Annotated in this window: 15 protein-coding genes, 2 tRNA genes and 3 rRNA genes; 11 read left to right on the top strand and 9 right to left on the bottom strand. The window is 54.0% G+C overall.

What is annotated here, in order from left to right; all coding sequences use genetic code 11:
- Genes CHR62_RS04330 through CHR62_RS04305 form a run of 6 tightly spaced genes read left to right on the top strand, consistent with a single transcriptional unit; the run spans position 1 to position 5,238 of the window.
- Positions 1–984, top strand: a complete 984-nt coding sequence (locus CHR62_RS04330; protein ID WP_123660121.1) for an ABC transporter substrate-binding protein — start codon at positions 1–3, stop codon at positions 982–984.
- 3 nt (positions 985–987) lie between these two features.
- Positions 988–1,791, top strand: a complete 804-nt coding sequence (ssuC, locus tag CHR62_RS04325) for an aliphatic sulfonate ABC transporter permease SsuC (RefSeq protein WP_123660120.1) — start codon at positions 988–990, stop codon at positions 1,789–1,791.
- Positions 1,788–2,624 carry an ATP-binding cassette domain-containing protein gene (locus CHR62_RS04320; protein ID WP_093971356.1) on the top strand — a complete coding sequence of 279 codons (837 nt, stop codon included), beginning with the start codon at positions 1,788–1,790 and terminating at the stop codon, positions 2,622–2,624. The genes ssuC and CHR62_RS04320 overlap by 4 nt, the downstream gene beginning before the upstream one ends.
- Before the next feature lie 51 nt (positions 2,625–2,675).
- Entirely contained in the window at positions 2,676–3,146 is a 471-nt protein-coding gene (rlmH, locus tag CHR62_RS04315) for a 23S rRNA (pseudouridine(1915)-N(3))-methyltransferase RlmH (RefSeq protein WP_093971357.1), read from the top strand.
- A gap of 15 nt (positions 3,147–3,161) precedes the next feature.
- Positions 3,162–4,595: a pyruvate kinase gene (pyk, locus tag CHR62_RS04310; RefSeq protein WP_123660119.1), complete on the top strand. Its 1,434-nt coding sequence runs from the start codon at positions 3,162–3,164 to the stop codon at positions 4,593–4,595.
- Positions 4,596–4,626: 31 nt separating this feature from the next.
- Entirely contained in the window at positions 4,627–5,238 is a 612-nt protein-coding gene (locus tag CHR62_RS04305) for a nucleoside triphosphate pyrophosphatase (protein ID WP_123660118.1), read from the top strand.
- Between the two features lie 123 nt (positions 5,239–5,361).
- Here the strand turns inward: CHR62_RS04305 and rrf are convergent.
- From rrf to CHR62_RS04280, 5 genes are all read right to left on the bottom strand, one after another.
- Positions 5,362–5,474 (bottom strand): 5S ribosomal RNA (gene rrf / locus CHR62_RS04300).
- A 245-nt stretch (positions 5,475–5,719) separates the two neighbouring features.
- Positions 5,720–8,606 (bottom strand): 23S ribosomal RNA (locus tag CHR62_RS04295).
- A 438-nt stretch (positions 8,607–9,044) separates the two neighbouring features.
- Positions 9,045–9,120 (bottom strand) — tRNA-Ala (locus tag CHR62_RS04290).
- A 14-nt stretch (positions 9,121–9,134) separates the two neighbouring features.
- Positions 9,135–9,211 (bottom strand) — tRNA-Ile (locus CHR62_RS04285).
- 132 nt (positions 9,212–9,343) lie between these two features.
- Positions 9,344–10,882: ribosomal RNA gene (locus CHR62_RS04280) — 16S ribosomal RNA — on the bottom strand.
- Together the 16S, 23S and 5S rRNA genes with 2 tRNA genes alongside form the textbook arrangement of a ribosomal RNA operon.
- A 1,367-nt stretch (positions 10,883–12,249) precedes the next feature.
- On the opposite strand from CHR62_RS04280, the gene rng reads away from it, so the two are divergent.
- Positions 12,250–13,713 (top strand): ribonuclease G, encoded by a 1,464-nt coding sequence (rng, locus tag CHR62_RS04275; protein ID WP_093970820.1) that lies wholly within the window; start codon positions 12,250–12,252, stop codon positions 13,711–13,713.
- A gap of 1 nt (position 13,714) precedes the next feature.
- Positions 13,715–14,194 (top strand): hypothetical protein, encoded by a 480-nt coding sequence (locus CHR62_RS04270; RefSeq protein WP_123660117.1) that lies wholly within the window; start codon positions 13,715–13,717, stop codon positions 14,192–14,194.
- 79 nt (positions 14,195–14,273) lie between these two features.
- Here the strand turns inward: CHR62_RS04270 and CHR62_RS04265 are convergent, their stop codons facing one another.
- Positions 14,274–14,729, bottom strand: coding sequence for a hypothetical protein (locus CHR62_RS04265; RefSeq protein ID WP_123660116.1), 456 nt, complete (start codon positions 14,727–14,729; stop codon positions 14,274–14,276).
- An 84-nt stretch (positions 14,730–14,813) separates the two neighbouring features.
- Positions 14,814–16,592: a lipid A export permease/ATP-binding protein MsbA gene (gene msbA, locus CHR62_RS04260; protein WP_123660115.1), complete on the bottom strand. Its 1,779-nt coding sequence runs from the start codon at positions 16,590–16,592 to the stop codon at positions 14,814–14,816.
- Between the two features lie 96 nt (positions 16,593–16,688).
- Here msbA and CHR62_RS04255 point away from each other — a divergent pair, with 96 nt between their 5' ends.
- The 3 genes from CHR62_RS04255 to CHR62_RS04245 are packed head-to-tail and all read left to right on the top strand — an operon-like array spanning position 16,689 to position 18,696.
- Entirely contained in the window at positions 16,689–17,651 is a 963-nt protein-coding gene (locus CHR62_RS04255; RefSeq protein WP_123660114.1) for a glycosyltransferase family 9 protein, read from the top strand.
- On the top strand, positions 17,648–18,412 hold the full coding sequence (locus CHR62_RS04250) for a YdcF family protein (RefSeq protein ID WP_093970815.1): 765 nt from the start codon (positions 17,648–17,650) through the stop codon (positions 18,410–18,412). The genes CHR62_RS04255 and CHR62_RS04250 overlap by 4 nt, the downstream gene beginning before the upstream one ends.
- Before the next feature lie 5 nt (positions 18,413–18,417).
- Entirely contained in the window at positions 18,418–18,696 is a 279-nt protein-coding gene (locus CHR62_RS04245) for a YkgJ family cysteine cluster protein (protein ID WP_123660214.1), read from the top strand.
- Here the strand turns inward: CHR62_RS04245 and CHR62_RS04240 are convergent.
- Complete coding sequence (locus tag CHR62_RS04240; protein WP_123660213.1) at positions 18,645–19,793, bottom strand: glycosyltransferase family 4 protein; 1,149 nt, start codon at positions 19,791–19,793, stop codon at positions 18,645–18,647. The genes CHR62_RS04245 and CHR62_RS04240 overlap by 52 nt on opposite strands.
- A gap of 7 nt (positions 19,794–19,800) precedes the next feature.
- Positions 19,801–20,508 (bottom strand): polysaccharide deacetylase family protein, encoded by a 708-nt coding sequence (locus tag CHR62_RS04235; RefSeq protein ID WP_093970814.1) that lies wholly within the window; start codon positions 20,506–20,508, stop codon positions 19,801–19,803.
- Positions 20,509–20,512: the final 4 nt, after the last annotated feature.

Below are 20,512 nucleotides of genomic sequence, written 5' to 3'. Positions count from 1 at the left end.
ATGACCAAAATAGATAACCAACTAAGAAGCCGACGAACATTCCTTCAGATGGCACTGGCGGCAGGCGCCAGCTTGGCGGTTCCAGGACTCAGCATTGGCCAAGCAAAAGAAACTACTTTGCGAATCGGATATATCGGCCCATCACCCGAGTTGGTAAACGTGAGCGGCTGGGCACTGACCAAAGGGCACTTGCTACGTGAAATAGAACCTTTGGGCTACCGTTCAGTCACCACACACACATTTGCCAACGGCCCCGATCTGAATGAAGCTTTCCTGGCAGGATCAGTTGACGTCGGCATTTATGGCGATACCCCTTCCCTGGTTGCGCGCTCGCGGGGGCTCAAGAACAAGCTGATCGGCTTTGATCAGATCGGAATGGACGTCTGGTTACTCACCCCGCAAGGCGGCGTCACGAGCATCAAGGCGCTCGAAGGACAAGTGGTCGCTGTCGCGCTGGGGTCCTACATGCACCGATATGTCATTGGTCTGCTCAAAGGCGCAGGCATTCTAAAGTCGACAAAGATCGTTTATATGCTACCCCGTGATGGCGGGCCTGCGCTTGAGAAAAAAGCCGTAGCGGCGTTTGCTGCGCCTATCGGCATGGGTCCGTTACTCGCTGCACGAGGCTTTCCTGTACTCGATCAGGCAAGCCGGCATCCAGACTTGACCGGCTCATCATTGATCACAGCGTCGGATGAAGCACTCAACCGGGTACCAGAACTTGCTGCCGCGCTACTTCGCGCCAGACAATCTGCACTGGACGAAATTCGAAAGAACCCCGATGCGTATTATGCATTCCACGCCAAGGCGAGCGGCTTTACGGAAGAAGTAGTCCGGGCGTCGCACCCAATCTCGCAGTTTGCCTACGACGCATATCCTGCCATAGGTCTCGAGGGTCTAAAAGACGTCAATCAATTTTTACTCAACGAGAAACTGATTCGTCAGCCTGTAGACCTGAATCAATGGCGTCTGGCGGGGCTATGAATCATGACAAAGACTACACCCTTCGATCGATCGTGGCTCACCCCCATCCTGCCCTGGGTTCTACCGGTCATGCTACTGGTCCTTTGGGAAACCGCAGTAACAACAGGCCTGATCGGGACACATCTCTTGCCAGCCCCCACAGAAGTCTTAAAAGCGGGTTGGGACCTCAGTGCCTCTGGTGAGTTATGGAACCATATGCTTGTCAGCACAGGCCGCGCACTGGCGGGGTTTGCTATCGGCGCCAGCCTGGGTTTGCTAATGGGTATTTTGACGGGCGTGTCGCGCTTCAACGAACTGTTGCTTGACAGTTCAATGCAAATGATTCGCAACATACCTCACCTGGCTCTGATTCCCCTTGTCATCATCTGGTTCGGTATTGATGAAAGTGCCAAGATTTTTCTGGTAGCACTGGGAACACTATTCCCAGTCTATATCAACACCTACCATGGTATCCGTCAGGTCGATCCAAACTTGATAGAAATGTCGCGCAGTTATGGTCTATCTGGGTGGCAACTGTTCAGACACGCCATTTTGCCAGGGGCTCTGCCATCTATCCTGGTGGGTATCCGCTTTTCACTCGGCTTAATGTGGCTGACCCTGATCGTTGCAGAAACCATTTCTGCAACAGCAGGGATCGGGTACCTTGCAATGAACGCACGCGAGTTTCTACAAACCGATATCGTCGTTTTCGCCATTCTTACCTACGCTCTGCTTGGAAAAGCAGCTGACACCCTCGCGCGTGGACTGGAACATCATTGGCTGAACTGGCACCCCGCTTTCCAAACATCTTCAAGGACTTCGACATGAACACGATAGAGCACGGCTTAGGAATTGAACTGCAAGGTATCGAGAAAACCTTTAACACGCGACGCGTACTACGGGACATCACTCTTGAAATACCTGCCGGACAATTTGTTGCGATTGTCGGGCGCAGCGGATGCGGCAAAAGCACGCTGCTAAGGCTCTTGTCGGGGCTTGATGCAACGACGCACGGGACGATCAACGACGACCAAGGCAAACCCTTGGACGCCAGTCAGAGTCAAGTCCGGCTCATGTTTCAGGATTCTCGACTGCTGCCCTGGAAGTCGGTGCTCGATAATGTCCGTCTTGGACTACCCATTGAAGCCACGCAGGCGGCGCTGGACGCCCTGGATGCCGTTGGCCTGAAAGACCGAGCCAAAGACTGGCCCGCAACACTATCTGGGGGACAACGCCAACGTATCGCTCTGGCCCGAGCTTTGGTCCACAAACCACGCCTGTTGCTGCTCGACGAACCTCTCGGCGCGCTTGATGCCCTGACACGCATTGAAATGCAACAACTTATCGAAAAACTCTGGACCAGGCAGGGTTTTACTGTGGTTCTCGTCACACACGATATCAGCGAAGCCGTATCAGTGGCCGACCGGATCATTCTGATTGAAACAGGCCGCATTGGGATCGACTTGCCCGTGAATGTCGCTCGCCCCAGAGATCGACACTGCCCGGAGCTCGCGGCCATTGAACGGCTTATACTTGAACGTGTTATGCGTCCGATCGAATCCAGCACACAAGTCGGGGTTGACGCACTCAGTGCACAGGAACATGACGCCCTGCTGCCAGAGAACGATCCGCTATACTCCGGACGCCATTCCATGGCGTGAACACCCATCTGGTGCCCCATGAAAACCCCACTGCCCTTTTTGATCGACTGAATGAAACTTATTGTTACTGCAGTGGGCATACGTATGCCTCGTTGGGTTGAAGAGGCTTGGCAAGACTACGCCAAGCGTATGCCCGCAGATTGCACCCTGGTACTGCGCGAAATCAAACCCGAACCGAGAACCAGCGGGAAAACACCGCAGCAAATGATGCAAGCCGAAGCGCAACGCATCGACGCAGCGTTGCCCAGTCACGCTCGAATTATTGCGCTTGACGAACATGGCCGGGACCTGACCACGATGAAACTGGCCGACGAGCTTCAGAAGTGGCGTGCTGACGGACAGGATGTCGTGTTTTTGATTGGTGGCCCCGATGGTCTGGATAGCCAACTGAAGCAACGGTGTGATAGCCTGATACGACTGTCATCCTTGACGTTACCTCACCCGATGGTCAGGGTCGTCCTGGCCGAGCAGCTCTACCGTGCTTGGGCCATCAACACCAATCATCCTTACCATCGGGCCTAATCAGAGTGCCCGATCATGCAGAAACGCCGTACCAAAATTGTGGCCACACTAGGCCCTGCCAGCTCGTCTCCTGAAGTCATCGAAAAACTCATCCTGGCGGGCATGGACGTTGCCCGGCTTAATTTTTCGCATGGTAGCGCGCAAGATCATCGTGAACGCACCGAGCTGGTTCGGTCGTTGGCAGCCAAGCACAAACGGCGTGTCGCCATTATGGGCGACCTTCAAGGCCCAAAAATCCGTATTGCCAAATTTCGTAACCAGCAGGTCAACCTGACCGAAGGCAATACATTTACGTTATCGAATCTGCATCCCGATACCGAAGGCGATGACACCATTGTGGGCATTGACTACCCCAGCCTGGTTCGCGACTGTCGGCCAGACGACGAGTTGCTGCTCGACGACGGCCGTATTGTGCTGCGGGTCGATCGAGTCGACGAGCATGCGGTTTACACCACCATTACCCAGGGCGGCGTTTTATCTAACAATAAAGGGATTAATCGCCGTGGCGGCGGGATCTCTGCCCCAAGCCTCACAGAAAAAGACAAAGCTGACATCAAAACAATTGCTGAGCTCGAACTAGATTATGTCGCGGTATCGTTTCCCAGGTACGGACATGACATCACCATGGCACGCGAGTTGCTTGACGCTGCGGGTAGCCGAGCTTGGATCATTGCCAAAATTGAACGTGCCGAAGCCGTGGCAGACGATGCCGCCCTTGATGACCTGATTGCAGCCAGTGACGGCGTCATGGTCGCACGCGGCGATCTTGGCGTCGAGGTAGGCGACGCGCGGCTGGCCGGGATCCAGAAACGCATTATTTTGCACGCACGCACACTGAATAAACTTGTCATTACTGCAACGCAAATGATGGAATCCATGGTGTCGAGCCGGTTGCCAACACGCGCTGAAGTATCCGACGTTGCCAATGCGGTTCTTGACTATACCGATGCAGTCATGCTTTCGGCCGAATCAGCCGCTGGGCAATATCCTGTCGAGGCGGTGGCGGCGATGGCCCGAATCTGTTTGGGTGCCGAACAAGAGCCCGGCACAACCAAGTCAAAACATCGAATCGGTGAAACCTTCAACCGTTGCGACGAGACCATTGCCTTGTCGGCCATGTATGCCGCCAATCACTTTCATGGCATCAAAGCCATTGTCAGTCTGACGGAAAGCGGCCATACGCCGCTTATCATGTCGCGAATCCGGTCGGGTGTGCCCATTTACTGTTATACCTCTCACCCAGCCACCGAACGCCGTGTAGCGATGTTTCGTGGCGTCTACGCGCTCCCGTTCGATACTAATGCCGTTGCTTGGGAAGAAATCGGCGATACTGCCGTGCGCGTACTGGTCGAACAAGGACTATTGCAAACCGGCGAGTGGGTCATTATTACAAGAGGCGACACGCCTCACGACGGCGGCACCAACAGCATGCGCATCGTTTGCGCCTGACGCATGATCTCTAATAATCTATTTACACAATATGTCGATTTATCTTGCCTCTGCCAGCCCCAGGCGCCACGAAATACTTTTACAAATGGGCGTAGCACACGACATCCTAATCGTGCCTGCACCGCCTGGCGATGACGAGCCACAACTGCCGGGCGAGTCGCCGGAAGCCTATGTGTTGCGTACGGCCCATGAAAAAGCCGATCGGGCGATTCAATGGATAACAACAGCCAAACTGCCGCAAAAGCCTGTGCTCACTGCCGATACAACAGTTTCTATTGAGGGACGGGTATTGGGTAAGCCATCGTCGCTTGACGACGCCAGAAACATGCTTGAATGCCTGTCGGGTAAGACACACCAGGTGCAGACGGTTGTTACCTTGACTGCCGGTGCTCGTCGTGAGGAACGCATCAGTACCACTACGGTCACTTTCTCACCGCTGAGTTCAACCGAGATCCAAGCGTACTGCACCAGCACTGAGCCGTGGGGCAAGGCCGGCGGCTACGGCATCCAAGGCAAGGCGTCGATGTTTATCCAGCGTATCGCGGGCAGTTATAGCGGCGTGATGGGGCTACCGGTGTTCGAGACCGCGCAGCTGCTCAAGGCACACGGCTTGCTTACGGACCCTGTCATCGTCCAGGAGTGATGACGCCAGATCCGGCTCGATTCAACGACATAGTGGCATATTACTGGGGACTGGCGTTTCGCGAATGTAGCGCACAAAGAAAAACGCCCCGCAAAGTTATTTGCGGGGCGTTTTAGAATAAAAGCCTGACGATGACCTACTTTCACAGACGTTAATCAACTATCATCGGCGCAGAGGTGTTTCACGGTCCTGTTCGGGATGGGAAGGGGTGGGACCACCTCGCTATGGTCGTCAAGCGTAACTTGTTGCCTGGGCTGATTCTTGGGCCAGCCTGGGCCAATCGGGGAAGAAGCAACGTGTGTGGCCTTGAGGCGCTCACACACGGTGAAGTATGTTGGGTGCTTTTCACGTTGAACATCGTTTGATGTTCTGGGGGTTGCGTTGTTTTGCGGTGCTGTTGCTGCGCTAGGGGGTTAACCCCTTGGGCGCAGACTTTCAATTTGTTTGAACGGCACTTGAACACGTTAACCTACAAGGTTATAGGATCAAGCCGCACGGGCAATTAGTACTGGTTAGCTAAGTACATTACTGTACGTACACACCCAGCCTATCAACGTCCTGGTCTCGAACGACCCTTTAGGGGGCTCTAGGCCCCGGGATACCTAATCTTCAGACGAGTTTCCCGCTTAGATGCCTTCAGCGGTTATCTCTTCCGTACATAGCTACTCGGCAATGCCATTGGCATGACAACCGATACACCAGAGGTACGTCCACTCCGGTCCTCTCGTACTAGGAGCAGGCTCCGTCAAGTATCCAACGCCCACGGCAGATAGGGACCAAACTGTCTCACGACGTTTTAAACCCAGCTCACGTACCTCTTTAAATGGCGAACAGCCATACCCTTGGGACCGGCTACAGCCCCAGGATGAGATGAGCCGACATCGAGGTGCCAAACACCGCCGTCGATATGAACTCTTGGGCGGTATCAGCCTGTTATCCCCAGAGTACCTTTTATCCGTTGAGCGATGGCCCTTCCATTCAGAACCACCGGATCACTATGTCCTGCTTTCGCACCTGTTCGACGTGTCAGTCTCACAGTCAAGCACGCTTATGCCATTGCACTATCAGCACGATTTCCGACCGTACCTAGCGTACCTTCGAACTCCTCCGTTACGCTTTGGGAGGAGACCGCCCCAGTCAAACTGCCCACCATGCACTGTCCCCAACCCGGATAACGGGCCAAGGTTAGAACCGCAAACAGACCAGGGTGGTATTTCAAGGTTGGCTCCCTCGAATCTAGCGACTCGATTTCAACGCCTCCCACCTATCCTACACAGGCCGGTTCACAGTTCAATGCAAAGCTACAGTAAAGGTTCATGGGGTCTTTCCGTCTAGCCGCGGGTAGATTGCATCATCACAAACACTTCAACTTCGCTGAGTCTCAGGAGGAGACAGTGTGGCCATCGTTACGCCATTCGTGCAGGTCGGAACTTACCCGACAAGGAATTTCGCTACCTTAGGACCGTTATAGTTACGGCCGCCGTTTACCGGGGCTTCGATCAAGAGCTTGCACCCCATCACTTAACCTTCCGGCACCGGGCAGGCGTCACACCCTATACGTCCACTTTCGTGTTAGCAGAGTGCTGTGTTTTTAATAAACAGTCGCAGCCACCGATTCTCTGTGACCCCATCATGCTCAGGGCGCAGGCCCATCACACTACCGGGGTATACCTTCTCCCGAAGTTACGGTATCAATTTGCCGAGTTCCTTCTCCTGAGTTCTCTCAAGCGCCTTGGAATATTCATCCCGTCCACCTGTGTCGGTTTGCGGTACGGTCTTGCAGTACTGAAGCTTAGAGGCTTTTCTTGGGACCACTTCCAATCAGTTTAAGACCGAAGTCTTATTCAGCCACACCCTTGAATTACGCGCCCGGATTTGCCTAAAGCGCCTTCTATAGTGCAGCAACGGGGACTTCCAACACCCCGATGATCTTTCGCAATCCGTCCCCCCATCGCATACTGCAATGGTGCTGGAATATTAACCAGCTTCCCATCAGCTACGCATCTCTGCCTCGCCTTAGGGGCCGACTCACCCTGCGCCGATGAACGTTGCGCAGGAAACCTTGGACTTACGGCGAGGGGGCTTTTCACCCCCTTTATCGCTACTCATGTCAGCATTCGCACTTCTGATACCTCCAGCAGCCTTTACAAGCCACCTTCGCAGGCTTACAGAACGCTCTCCTACCGCGTATATCTAAAGATACACACCCGCAGCTTCGGTAACTGGCTTAGCCCCGTTACATCTTCCGCGCAGGACGACTCGATCAGTGAGCTATTACGCTTTCTTTAAAGGATGGCTGCTTCTAAGCCAACCTCCTGACTGTCTAAGCCTTCCCACTTCGTTTCCCACTTAGCCAATTTTGGGGACCTTAGCTGGCGGTCTGGGTTGTTTCCCTCTTGAGTCCGGACGTTAGCACCCGGTGCTCTGTCTCCCGCGCTGTACTTGCCGGTATTCGGAGTTTGCCATGGTTTGGTAAATCGCAATGACCCCCTAGCCATAACAGTGCTCTACCCCCAGCAGTAATACGCGAGGCACTACCTAAATAGTTTTCGGAGAGAACCAGCTATTTCCAGGCTTGTTTAGCCTTTCACCCCTATCCACAGTTCATCCCCTAATTTTTCAACATTAGTGGGTTCGGTCCTCCAGCACGTGTTACCGTGCCTTCAACCTGACCATGGATAGATCGCCTGGTTTCGGGTCTACACCCAGCGACTAAATCGCCCTATTCGGACTCGCTTTCGCTACGCCTTCCCTATTCGGTTAAGCTTGCCACTGAATGTAAGTCGCTGACCCATTATACAAAAGGTACGCAGTCACCCCATATAGAGGCTCCTACTGTTTGTATGCACACGGTTTCAGGATCTATTTCACTCCCCTTCCGGGGTTCTTTTCGCCTTTCCCTCACGGTACTGGTTCACTATCGGTCGATCACGAGTATTTAGCCTTGGAGGATGGTCCCCCCATCTTCAGACAGGATTTCACGTGTCCCGCCCTACTTGTCTGACGCTTAGTTCCACACGCTGTATTTCACCTACAGGGCTATCACCTGCTATGGCCGCCCTTTCCAGAGCCTTCGGTTATACAACATGCTAAATCGTCACGGCTGTTCCGGTTTCGCTCGCCGCTACTGCCGGAATCTCGGTTGATTTCTTTTCCTCGAGCTACTGAGATGTTTCAGTTCACCCGGTTCGCTTCAACACACCTATGTATTCAGTGTGTGATACCCACTTACGTGGGTGGGTTTCCCCATTCGGACATCTGCGGATCAATGCTTGTTTGCTAGCTCCCCGCAGCTTTTCGCAAGCTACTACGTCCTTCATCGCCTGTGATCGCCAAGGCATCCACCATGTGCACTTAGTCACTTGATCCTATAACGTTATAGGTTATAGGTCTCTAACTTGAGTTGCGTGTTTGTGCCGTTCATCATTTTCAAAGGCCCAACCTTAATAAATTAAGATCGGTTTTGAGAACTACTTGAACTAAATTGTTTAATGCAATCACAACCCGTACTTATCGTTTGCTACAACACGACACTAACTACCTGGCACCGAAGTGCCAAACACTTAGCTTTGCGTTGCAACACACCATAACTACTTCATTGTGTTGTTGCTTCTTCCTGATTGTTAAAGAACGATTTACAGCCGCTAACTTTTGGCACCTCACCCGAAGGCAAGCTACTTTTAAAAGCTAACGAACAGAACCCTAGAGTATACCCTAAGATGCTCTTCGTTAACCTGCATGGAACCCAAGAATTTAACTCTCAGACCAATCACCCAACTCACACCCATTCTAGCCACACCGAAGTATGGTGGAGGATGACGGGATCGAACCGACGACCCCCTGCTTGCAAAGCAGGTGCTCTCCCAGCTGAGCTAATCCCCCTTCTCGTAAAACTATGGTGGGTCAAGTTGGAATCGAACCAACGACCCCCGCCTTATCAAGACGGTGCTCTAACCGACTGAGCTACTGACCCTTGGCCTTAACCCGATGGGTGCACTGCTGTAACCTGGATATCACCAGACCACAACCCATGCCGACTGCACTTTCAAACAACCGATAAGCGTGAGCACTTCAAATAATAACCACCCTGCACCAACGTGCTCTTAAAGGAGGTGATCCAGCCGCACCTTCCGATACGGCTACCTTGTTACGACTTCACCCCAGTCATGAATCCCACCGTGGTAAGCGCCCCCCTTACGGTTAGGCTACCTACTTCTGGTGAAACCCACTCCCATGGTGTGACGGGCGGTGTGTACAAGACCCGGGAACGTATTCACCGCGACATTCTGATCCGCGATTACTAGCGATTCCGACTTCATGCAGGCGAGTTGCAGCCTGCAATCCGGACTACGATCGGGTTTCTGAGATTGGCTCCCCCTCGCGGGTTGGCAACCCTCTGTCCCGACCATTGTATGACGTGTGAAGCCCTACCCATAAGGGCCATGAGGACTTGACGTCATCCCCACCTTCCTCCGGTTTGTCACCGGCAGTCTCATTAGAGTGCCCTTTCGTAGCAACTAATGACAAGGGTTGCGCTCGTTGCGGGACTTAACCCAACATCTCACGACACGAGCTGACGACAGCCATGCAGCACCTGTGTTCCGGTTCTCTTGCGAGCACTCCTCTATCTCTAAAGGATTCCAGACATGTCAAGGGTAGGTAAGGTTTTTCGCGTTGCATCGAATTAATCCACATCATCCACCGCTTGTGCGGGTCCCCGTCAATTCCTTTGAGTTTTAATCTTGCGACCGTACTCCCCAGGCGGTCAACTTCACGCGTTAGCTGCGCTACTAAGGCCCGAAGNCCCCAACAGCTAGTTGACATCGTTTAGGGCGTGGACTACCAGGGTATCTAATCCTGTTTGCTCCCCACGCTTTCGTGCATGAGCGTCAGTATTATCCCAGGGGGCTGCCTTCGCCATCGGTATTCCTCCACATCTCTACGCATTTCACTGCTACACGTGGAATTCTACCCCCCTCTGACATACTCTAGCCCGGTAGTTAAAAATGCCATTCCAAAGTTAAGCTCTGGGATTTCACATCTTTCTTTCCGAACCGCCTGCGCACGCTTTACGCCCAGTAATTCCGATTAACGCTTGCACCCTACGTATTACCGCGGCTGCTGGCACGTAGTTAGCCGGTGCTTATTCTGCAGGTACCGTCAGTTGCGCCAAGTATTATTCAGCGCCGTTTCTTCCCTGCCAAAAGTGCTTTACAACCCGAAGGCCTTCATCGCACACGCGGGATGGCTGGATCAGGGTTTCCCCCATTGTCCAAAATTCCCCACTGCTGCCTCCCGTAGGAGTCTGGGCCGTGTCTCAGTCCCAGTGTGGCTGGTCGTCCTCTCAAACCAGCTACGGATCGTTGCCTTGGTGGGCCTTTACCCCACCAACTAGCTAATCCGATATCGGCCGCTCCAATAGTGAGAGGTCTTGCGATCCCCCCCTTTCCCCCGTAGGGCGTATGCGGTATTAGCCACGCTTTCGCGTAGTTATCCCCCGCTACTGGGTACGTTCCGATACATTACTCACCCGTTCGCCACTCGCCACCAAAAAGAGCAAGCTCTTTTCGTGCTGCCGTTCGACTTGCATGTGTAAAGCATCCCGCTAGCGTTCAATCTGAGCCAGGATCAAACTCTTCAGTTTAAACCTGTAAATCGTATTTTCCTTAGCCCGAAGGCCAGGTCATACGTCGCTATGCTCAAAGAAATAAACAAGTATTTGCGATCCATAAATGAACCGCAGCTTGACTTATTTCTGTGTAAGCACTTATGTAGTATTACTTTAGCCCCTTCGTGAGAAGGGTGTTGGCCAAAGTGGCTACCTTCAAAGTGCCCACACTTATCGGTTGTTTAATTGTTAAAGAGCAGTGTCGCTGCAACACGTTTGCCACATCGGTGCCGTAGAATCTAAACCCTACCGAACCGCAAGCGCTTCATCTTGCTGCGCTTCGTTGATCTGTTTGATCAGCGAAGAAACGAGATTATGAACCCTTTTTTTATCGCTGTCAAATCGTTTTGCAGTTTATTTTAAAAAGTTTTTAATCAACTCCTTAAAACCACCACCACGACTTGAACAACTCGCCTTATTCAGGCCAACCCCACAACCGAAACCCAGAACCTGGACCCCAACTGCNTGCAACACGTTTGCCACATCGGTGCCGTAGAATCTAAACCCTACCGAACCGCAAGCGCTTCGTCTTGCTGCGCTTCGTTGATCTGTTCGATCAGCGAAGAAACGAGATTATGAACCCTTTTTTTATCGCTGTCAAATCGTTTTGCAGTTTATTTTAAAAAGTTTTTAATCAACTTCTTAAAACCACCACCACGACTTGAACAACTCGCCTTATTCAGGCCAACCCCACAACCGAAACCCAGAACCTGGACCCCAACTGCGCGGCTTAAAAAAAGTTGCTGCCTCGCCCTTTGCTTTACTGCTTATTCGGGTAAACCCGAACTGGCTGTGCTGCAAAGGAGGCGAACTATAGCACGCTTATTTTAAAGTGTGCAAGTCAACCGCGAAAAATATTCAAAATAGTTTGAAAAATGCCGGTTTACGACTGGGCGTGTAAGCAAGTTAATTCGTGGTCACGCCATTTAATAGCAGCAGGCCAACCAATATAGACCAGGTGATTTATGGCGGTGGTGCTTAATTGGCGCTGTGACGTTATCTGTCAGCATTACCGTTTACCTTACGGCAGCGCTGCTCGAAGCTAGCAACAAATTGAACCCACGCTTACGATAACCACGAATCAATTCGTATTGGTCAGCAACCTGCACGTCGCGCACGCCGCTTTTTTATAAGGTGCTGCTATCAAGAATCCGGGCCTTCGCGCTTGTATGTAAAGTTGCCCAGGCAATTTTTAGCTGACGTGGCATACTTTAGGACAACTACAGGCGTGGCTGCATGACGTGCTTTACACCTTGCACAACATACTCCTTGCACTTGTGCTCCCAACAAAGCAATACGCCTGTGCCACATAATAAACATAGACCATTCTATAAAAGAGACACATGGCAGAAGATATTCTGATTAACGTAACGCCCTTTGAAACGCGTGTGGCAATTGTCGAGCAAGGCGCAGTACAAGAGTTGCACATGGAACGCAGCATACAGCGCGGCCATGTCGGCAACCTTTATTTGGGTAAGGTAGTGCGTGTATTGCCCGGGATGCAAAGCGCTTTTGTAGATATCGGCCTTGAGCGCGCGGCATTCATACACGTGGCCGACTTGCGCCAGAACCGTGCCGAGCGCACAACCGGCGGTACCTTGACCCCGATTGAAAAGCTGCTGTTTGAAGGGCAGTCTTTAATGGTGCAGGTCATCAAAGACCCATTGGGCACCAAAGGCGCACGACTATCCACCCAAGTCAGCATTGCCGGGCGGATGCTGGTGTACCTACCCCACGAGCCCCATGTCGGCATTTCGCAAAAGATCGAATCCGAGGAAGAACGCAATGCCCTGCGGGAACGCGTGACAAAACTAATGCCCGAAGGCGAAGCTGGCGGGTTTATTGTGCGCACGCAGGCCGAAGGGGCTAGCGATGAAGAGCTGGCCGCCGACTTGTCGTACCTGCGCATCCTCTGGGGCCGCATCCAGACTAAAGCAAAGTCGCAACCCGCCCCATCGATGCTGTACACCGACCTAACCCTCGAGCAACGCGTATTGCGCGATATGGTCAGCCCCGATACCGGCGCCATTCTGGTCGACTCGCGAGCCACTACACAGCGCCTTATCGAATGGGCCGAAACATTCACCCCTTCAGTCAAAGACCGGATCTCGCATTACAGCGGTGAGCGCCCGCTATTTGACACCGCCAATGTCGATGAAGAGATTGCACGCGCCCTATCGCGCAGGGTCGACCTTAAATCGGGCGGCTACCTGATTATCGATCAGACCGAAGCCCTGACGACGGTTGACGTCAACACCGGCGGTTTTGTCGGCGGCCGAAATTTTGATGACACAATATTCAAAACCAACCTCGAAGCTGCCGTCGCCATAGCGCGGCAGCTTCGCTTGCGAAACCTTGGCGGCATCATCATCCTGGATTTTATCGATATGGATGATGCGGGGCACCGCACGGCCGTGTTGGCCGAGCTGAATAAGGCCCTGTCGAAAGACCGAACCCGAATGACCGTAAGCGGGTTCAGCCAATTGGGGTTGGTCGAGATGACGCGCAAAAGAACCCGCGACTCGCTGGCACACCAACTCTGCGAGCCATGCCCCACTTGCCAGTCGCGCGGGCATGTGCGCACGCCGCGCACATTGTGCTACGAAATATTGCGTGAAATTTTGCGCGAATCACGACAATTCAACCCGAAAGAGTTTCGCGTGCTGGCTTCACAGGCGGTTGTCGACCTGTTTCTTGAAGAGGAAAGCGCCCACCTGGCCATGCTGGGCGACTTCATTGGCAAACCTATTACGCTCGAAGTCGAGAATGGCTACCCTCAAGAGCAATATGATATTGTGCTGATTTAAGATGGAGCCGATAACTTCCCGCCCGCCGCTGGACGATCACGACTTGGCCACCGTGAGGCAAATGTACGGCGAAGCCCAAAACTGGACACGCCACTACGAGCAACTGATCGTCAACGGCAACGTGTTGATTGTTTCGGCTTGCCTGATCTTTGTGGGCCTGGCTTTTGGTGACAAGGTAACCGCGTTACAAGCATCTGCGCTGATGATCATCCCGTTTGGCATGACTATTATCGGCATTACCCTGACCAATACATTGTTTAACCTGTATGCCGTATGCATCCAGCGGATGTTACGGCTGGAAAACTTGCTGGGCTGCTTTGACCCAAACAGGTTCGATGCAATTGACAAGGCCGGCCCCCTGCTACCCCGCGAATTTATGACACTCCCCGTCAAACGTCCCACTTCGGTACGTTTCTTTATCGGCATGCACGGCTTGTTGGGCTGCGCCTATGTCGGGATTACCGCCTTGAAATGGCTATAAGGGACAAACTGCCCCGCCCCCCCCGGGTTGGCGCCATCACAGGCTCGGCGCAATTCGGCTTGCGCGGTAGTCGCCCCGCTTACGATGCTGATGCGGCGCTTTGCTCGGATTCGGGCGCATTGAGCTCAGGCTTTTCAGGACAGTACTCAGGGCGCTGAATGATGGCGAACATATCTTGCACCTGGTTATCGGTCGTGGCGTAATAACTGTAGACGCGCCCCTGGCTATTACGCTCTTTATTCAGCGTAAGGTGTAAAACGACCGTATTGTTAAAGTCCGTCGCGCCTGGGGTGTATGGCTTGGTGACCCTGGCGAAATTAGGATTAAGCTCGTCTATCGAGAACTTAACTTCAGGGTTGCAAATAGCCTGATGCTTGAATACCGCCTTTTGCACCTGAACAAAATCTTTTGTAAACAAACGATCGGCCCTTAGATAAGGTTCACGCTCAAGCACCGACAAACCAATACCGGCATTGTTTGAAGAAGCGCAACCGGCCAGTATGGCCGTCATTGCAACAACTATCCCTTTTTTCATGATCATTTCCTGTGTAAACCTGCGGGCGATATATCGCCCGTAAGTTATAGATTACAGCGTACGTAGACCCGTGCAAATTCAATATCAAAGCGCTTCTTTGAACTGCATTTCGTACAGCGCGGCATACAAACCTTTTTGAGCCAGGAGCTCTTCGTGCCGTCCGGACTCTACGATTTTGCCCTGGTCAAGCACTAGGATTGTGTCCGCCTTCTGTACAGTAGACAAGCGATGCGCAATCACGAGGGTGGTTCGCCCGACCATCAATCGCTCGAGCGACGCCTGCACTTGACGCTCAGACTCGTTATCGAGCGCCGACGTTGCCTCATCGAGGATCAAGATAGGTGCATTCTTGATAAGCGCCCGGGCAATAGCCAAACGCTGACGCTGCCCTCCCGACAGTTGGTTAGCATTTTCGCCAACCCGGGTCTCGAGACCTTCGGGTAAGCCGCGAACAAAGTCATGCAAATTGGCCGCCTCGAGTGCCTTCCAGATGTCGTCTTGACTGGCGTCGTGCAAAGCACCATAACCGACGTTTTCGCCGATGGTGCCATCGAACAACACGACATCCTGGCTGACCAGGGACAATTGGGCTCGCAGACTGCGCAGTTGGCAATTTTCGACAGGTTGCCCATCGATTAACACCCGCCCCGATGTAGGCTCGATAAAGCGAGGCAACATATTAACCAGCGTTGTCTTGCCGCTGCCAGAGCGCCCGACCAGCGCGATGGTTTGACCCGGTTCGGCCACGAACGAAACATCGGCCAGAGTATCGCGCTGGGCATCGGGGAAACGATGGCTGATATGCTCGAACTCGACCTTACCTTTGACCTGCCCTTCGAACACAAACGTGCCTTTGTCGATTTCAGGCTTCTGGTCGATCAGGCCAAAAACACTTTCGGCCGACACCAGCATGCGCTGCATGGCGCCGGCGATATTCGTCAGCCGTTTGATCGGGTCGAAAATTTGCCCAAGCGCCGCCATGAACGAGGCGAAACTACCAACAGTAAGGCCCTCGTTATTGGCCTGATAAAGCGCAACCGCAATAACTGCCGCAACCGACACCCCAACAAAAAACTGAGTGATGGGCGACATGGCAGCGTCGGAGCTTGCGGCGCGCATGTAGAACCGACGCAGACGACTATTGATGTAATGAAAGCGAGAATCTTCGTGCTCGTAACCCTCGAACATTTTGACAACGCGCTGACCGTCGATAGCCTCGCCGACCACCCGGGTAAGCTCGGCATTCATGTTGATCGTGTCTCGATTGATTCTGCGCAGGCGCTTGATGAAAATGCGCGACACATAAACCGACAGCGGCAAGACCAGCAATACAATAAGTGTGAGCTGCCAAGACATGTACAAAAGCACGGCAAGCAACGAAACAACAATAAGCGTTTCGCGCACCAGCACGGTAATAACTTCGGTTGCCAGGCCTGTTACGTTGCCTGCGTCGATGGTGAAGCGGTTCAGCAAACGGCCGGTGTCACCGCGCCTGAACTCGCTGTCTGGCAAATGCAGCAAGCGCTGGAACATCTCTTTGCGTATGCCCAGCAACATATTGTTGGCGATCCAGGCAAACATATAGCTGCTGGAAAAAGTAGACACCCCACGCACAAACATGAGACCAATGACCGCCAGCGGTATTGACCACATATACGACGGCTTGTCGCCGGTAAAGCCTTCGTCGAGCAAGGGCTTCATGATGACGGCCAGGGTGGGCTGTGTCGCGGCACTGATCGAAATCAGGATCATGGCCACCACGACGGCTTTCCAGTAGACACCCAGGCGACTGTATATTCGTCGCCACAAATAAAACTTCACCGGCTCGGCGTGGGCGGGCGCTGATGGTAAAACTGAGCTCAAGACGACACTCGCTTTTATACTAATGAAAAAAGCATTGTAACGTCGCAACCCAAACCCGGCGAAGGCCTCGTACCAACGCCCTATTAACGCTTCTCAATGACCGACATTTCTGCAATTTATGTTCGCTTGCCCAACTGGATAGGCGACGTGTGCATGGCCTTGCCCTCCCTTCATGCCCTGCTCGACACCGGAAAGCCGGTTATTGTCTGCGCTCGCCCCTGGGCAAAAGCATTGCTGTCGGGTTACCCGCTGGCCGGGTTCATCGAAATGACAGGTTCATGGACGCAAAACCGGCGGGCTGTTGCCCAATCGCGCAGACAATATGCCGGCAAAGGCGCAACGGTCGGGTTACTGCTGCCCGACTCACTATCAAGCGCAATGGCTTTTCGGCTGGCTGGGTTGCAATGCGCGGGCTACCGCGATGACGGTCGCAGCCTGTTGCTAAAGTGGCCTATCCGAAAACCAAAGCCGCGGCCTCATGCGGTTGAATCCTGGTATGGGCTGACGCAAACAGCCTTGACCACCTGGAAGCTCCCCTGCCCCATCGGCAGGCCCTCAGAAACGCTGGGCCTTAAGTTGCCGGTATCAGCCAACGCACAGGCCTCGTCGAGCTTGTCTGAGGCCGGGCTGACCGACACGCCCTTTATTTTGATCGCCCCCACGGCAACGGGCTTGCATAAAGGGCAAGTCAAGGTCTGGCCGCATTTCAACGCGCTGACATTGCGTTTACAACAGCAGGGCTACACCGTCGTTATGTGCCCACCACCAGGCGAACGCGACGACGCCCTGCGCAATGCGCCTGCGGCGTTATGCCTTGACCCCCTGCCCCTGGACGCCTTTGTGGCCCTGACCCAGAAGGCGCGACTGGTGATCTGCAACGATTCGGGCGTTTCTCATTTATCTGCTGCGGGTAATGCCCTGCAACTGACGCTGTTTGGCGTTACCGATCACGAACGCACTGGCCCGTGGTCGCCCAAAGCACATTGCCTGGGACAAATGAGGCAATGGCCCGAACTGGACAACGTGACAGAAAAAGCGATATCGTTGGCCAGCAAATGAATATATCCAATCTGCTCGCCAATCTTATTATCCCGCTCAACCTGTGCATAGCGCTTATCGTTGCTGGCGGCTTTCTATATATCTTTCGGCTACGTAAAACGGCCGTAGCCGTAGTTGTTTTTGCGGGGTTCTGGGGTGTTTTCTGGTCGCTGCCCGCTTCTTCGCTTTGGGCAGGCGGCCGTCTTGAACAGTACTACGCCTACCAACCTCCAGAGGCCTACCCCGAAGTCGATGTCATTATTGTGCTTGGCGGCCATACCGCCGGCGGGCGCCCGAACTGGTTTGGCCCTTACACCAAAGAAACGGCCATTACCCGGTCGGATACAGCGGCGCAGCTGTATCTGGCAGGCCGCGCACCGTTTGTCATTGTTTCGGGCGCAGCGCTTGACGGCGGCATCCCCGAAGCCAAAGTCATGGCAGCCAACTTGCAGCAAGACGGTGTACCTGAAAGCGCCATTATTGCCGAAGAGCGCAGTCTGACAACCCGCGAGAACGGCGTGTTTACGCGCGACATCATGCAAACGCTGGGGTTTAAAAAGGCGCTACTGGTGACCTCTGCCCTTCACATGCCTCGGTCAATGGGGGTTTTCCGCGAGCTGGGCATCGATGTGATTGCCGCGCCCTCGCGGCCGCAGATTGTCGTACCAGAAGAGTCTGATTTCGACTTTTGGTTGCCGGATCAACGTACGTTCGAGGCGGCCCGCTCGATCATTAAAGAATATGCCGGTATTTTGGTGTATTGGCTACGAGGTTGGGTGTAATGGCAATGTCGTGCCGGCCGGGTTGCGGCGCCTGCTGTATTGCACCGTCAATATCAAGCCCAATTCCGGGTATGCCTGACGGCAAGCCAGCAGGCGTCGCCTGCATGCATCTGGATGCCGACTATCGCTGCCTGATTTTCGATCACCCTGATCGTCCCGACGTGTGCGGCTCCCTCCAGGCGTCGGAGGAAATGTGCGGAGAAAACCGGACTCAGGCGCTGCGTTGGCTGGGTTACGTCGAAGAAGAAACCCGACCGTCGCGCTCGTCAAGCACCTGGAAATAAAGGGTCTCATAGTTTGCGGCCACTTCGGCCCAGCTATGACGAGCCACAACAGCAGCGGCTCCATGCGCCAGACGACGTCGGCAATCGGCGTCAGTATCGATGCGATTGATGTACGTCGCCAACGCGTCGGCGTTTTCAGGATGGTCGAGCAGCAGGGCCTCGGTTTCCGGTTGAACATACTGCGCGAAACCACACCAAGGCGCGGGACTTAGAATGACAGGCAGTCCATAAGACATGGCTTCGAGCGGCGCCATCCCGAAGCTGTCGTTTAATGTGGGATGTACGTAAATATCGGCGCAGGCGTAATACGGCCCAACATCGGAAGTTTCGTCGATAACCTGGACTCGCTCCCCCAACTGGGCCGCCTGCTGACGAACAAAATCGCGCGCCGGCGCGTTGCCACCGACAACCAGCAACTTAACGCGATCGGGCAAGCGATCCAAAGCCTTGAGCACAGTAAGCAACCCCTTGCGCATCGGGTTGCGCGCCACCAGCAGGCAGACAAGATCGGTATCTGACCAGCCCAATGACTGACGCAGCGCAAACGCTGCCGCGTCATCGACCGGCCCAGCAAGGCTGACACCCGGTGGAATCACGGGAAAATCATGTTGGCCGCCGTAGGCCTGGCGCAACTGATCGGCAATAAGGCCCGATACAGCAACCACCCTGTGACCCGCGCGAGGCTCGACGCGCCGGGCTTCGAGCTGCAAGTACGTTTGAACACGAGGGCTGATGAAGGACATGGCCCGTTTAACGGCAGCCATAGGCTTGACCCGCCAGTTATAGCGTACCGGCGTAACGTGCACCACCTCGATATCGCCACACCAGCCGTTCATATGTGAATGAACGATGTCAAACCCCTGCTTCGTCAGGCGGCGCGCGCGGATGGCAAACAGCAGCACCCGCATCCAGCTGGACAAGCCACGTCGGATATTGATGGGTACATAAGGCAAGTGCAGATCACAAGCCGGATCGTACTGACGGGCAAATACGGTGACATCGTGCTTGCGCGACAGTTCGCGCATGAGCTCCACGCCATAGGCTTCGGCCCCCCCGAAACGGCCCCCGAAACGATCAACAACAAAGGCTATTTTCAACGGGCGGTCAGTCACGGCGGCGCTTGTCCTCGAGACGTGTGAGACACTTTTGCAGGAAGCGCACAATGTTGGTGGACCGAGCCACCGTTACGCGAGGCAAGCCGAACAGCGTGTCGTCAGGGCGGGCTAGCCCCCGAACCGTCGTTGTCGCATTGCTATACCCGGCTTTCTGGGCCATGGCCCGAATGTCAGCGGTCTCGTCGCCATACGGATAACAAAACGCGCTGACCTCAAAGCCCAACAGACGTTCGAGCTCGGTTTTTGAATGTGCGATTTGATGATAGGCGGCATCGGGGGAAAGCGCGGGCAAATGAACATGGTCGAGCGTATGCGACCCGACCTCCTGCCCTGCCTGGGCCCATTGCCTGATCTCGTCCAGAGACATCAGCCCGGAGTGCGGAACACCTATGGCGTAGTCCCACACGTTACCGCCGTCGAGCTGATGCACAACAAAATAATTGGTCGACGTAAAACCATAGCGCGATAGTACAGGCAACGCATTTTGAAGTACGTTGCGATAACCGTCATCGAAGGTGATGCCGAAAACCTTGCCCTTGGCCTCGCCCTTCAGGTAAGGCAACAAGTCGCGCATGGAAAGCCCGCGATAGCCCAAACGGCTCATCCAGGCCATTTGCCGGGTAAAGTCTTTAGGATGCACCGTCAGGCCGCGGTACGGCGTGCCTTTAGGCGCCGGCTCACCAATTTGGTGATACATGAGA

Source organism: Pusillimonas sp. NJUB218 (assembly GCF_003788685.1).
Taxonomy (GTDB): Bacteria; Pseudomonadota; Gammaproteobacteria; order Burkholderiales; family Burkholderiaceae_B; genus Neopusillimonas.
Note: the sequence above shows the minus strand (reverse complement) of the source record. Positions and strands in the feature narration are given on the sequence as shown.

Bases quoted from the DNA above. Each gene is read 5' to 3' on its own strand.
- CHR62_RS04270 (WP_123660117.1), top strand. From the start codon at position 13,715: ATGGAGCCGATAACTTCCCGCCCGCCGCTGGACGATCACGACTTGGCC.
- CHR62_RS04265 (WP_123660116.1), bottom strand. From the start codon at position 14,729: ATGAAAAAAGGGATAGTTGTTGCAATGACGGCCATACTGGCCGGTTGC.
- CHR62_RS04245 (WP_123660214.1), top strand. From the start codon at position 18,418: ATGTCGTGCCGGCCGGGTTGCGGCGCCTGCTGTATTGCACCGTCAATA.
- CHR62_RS04305 (WP_123660118.1), top strand. From the start codon at position 4,627: ATGTCGATTTATCTTGCCTCTGCCAGCCCCAGGCGCCACGAAATACTT.
- CHR62_RS04250 (WP_093970815.1), top strand. From the start codon at position 17,648: ATGAATATATCCAATCTGCTCGCCAATCTTATTATCCCGCTCAACCTG.
- CHR62_RS04320 (WP_093971356.1), top strand. From the start codon at position 1,788: ATGAACACGATAGAGCACGGCTTAGGAATTGAACTGCAAGGTATCGAG.
- CHR62_RS04255 (WP_123660114.1), top strand. From the start codon at position 16,689: ATGACCGACATTTCTGCAATTTATGTTCGCTTGCCCAACTGGATAGGC.
- ssuC (WP_123660120.1), top strand. From the start codon at position 988: ATGACAAAGACTACACCCTTCGATCGATCGTGGCTCACCCCCATCCTG.
- rng (WP_093970820.1), top strand. From the start codon at position 12,250: ATGGCAGAAGATATTCTGATTAACGTAACGCCCTTTGAAACGCGTGTG.
- CHR62_RS04330 (WP_123660121.1), top strand. From the start codon at position 1: ATGACCAAAATAGATAACCAACTAAGAAGCCGACGAACATTCCTTCAG.
- CHR62_RS04235 (WP_093970814.1), bottom strand. From the start codon at position 20,508: ATGTATCACCAAATTGGTGAGCCGGCGCCTAAAGGCACGCCGTACCGC.
- pyk (WP_123660119.1), top strand. From the start codon at position 3,162: ATGCAGAAACGCCGTACCAAAATTGTGGCCACACTAGGCCCTGCCAGC.
- rlmH (WP_093971357.1), top strand. From the start codon at position 2,676: ATGAAACTTATTGTTACTGCAGTGGGCATACGTATGCCTCGTTGGGTT.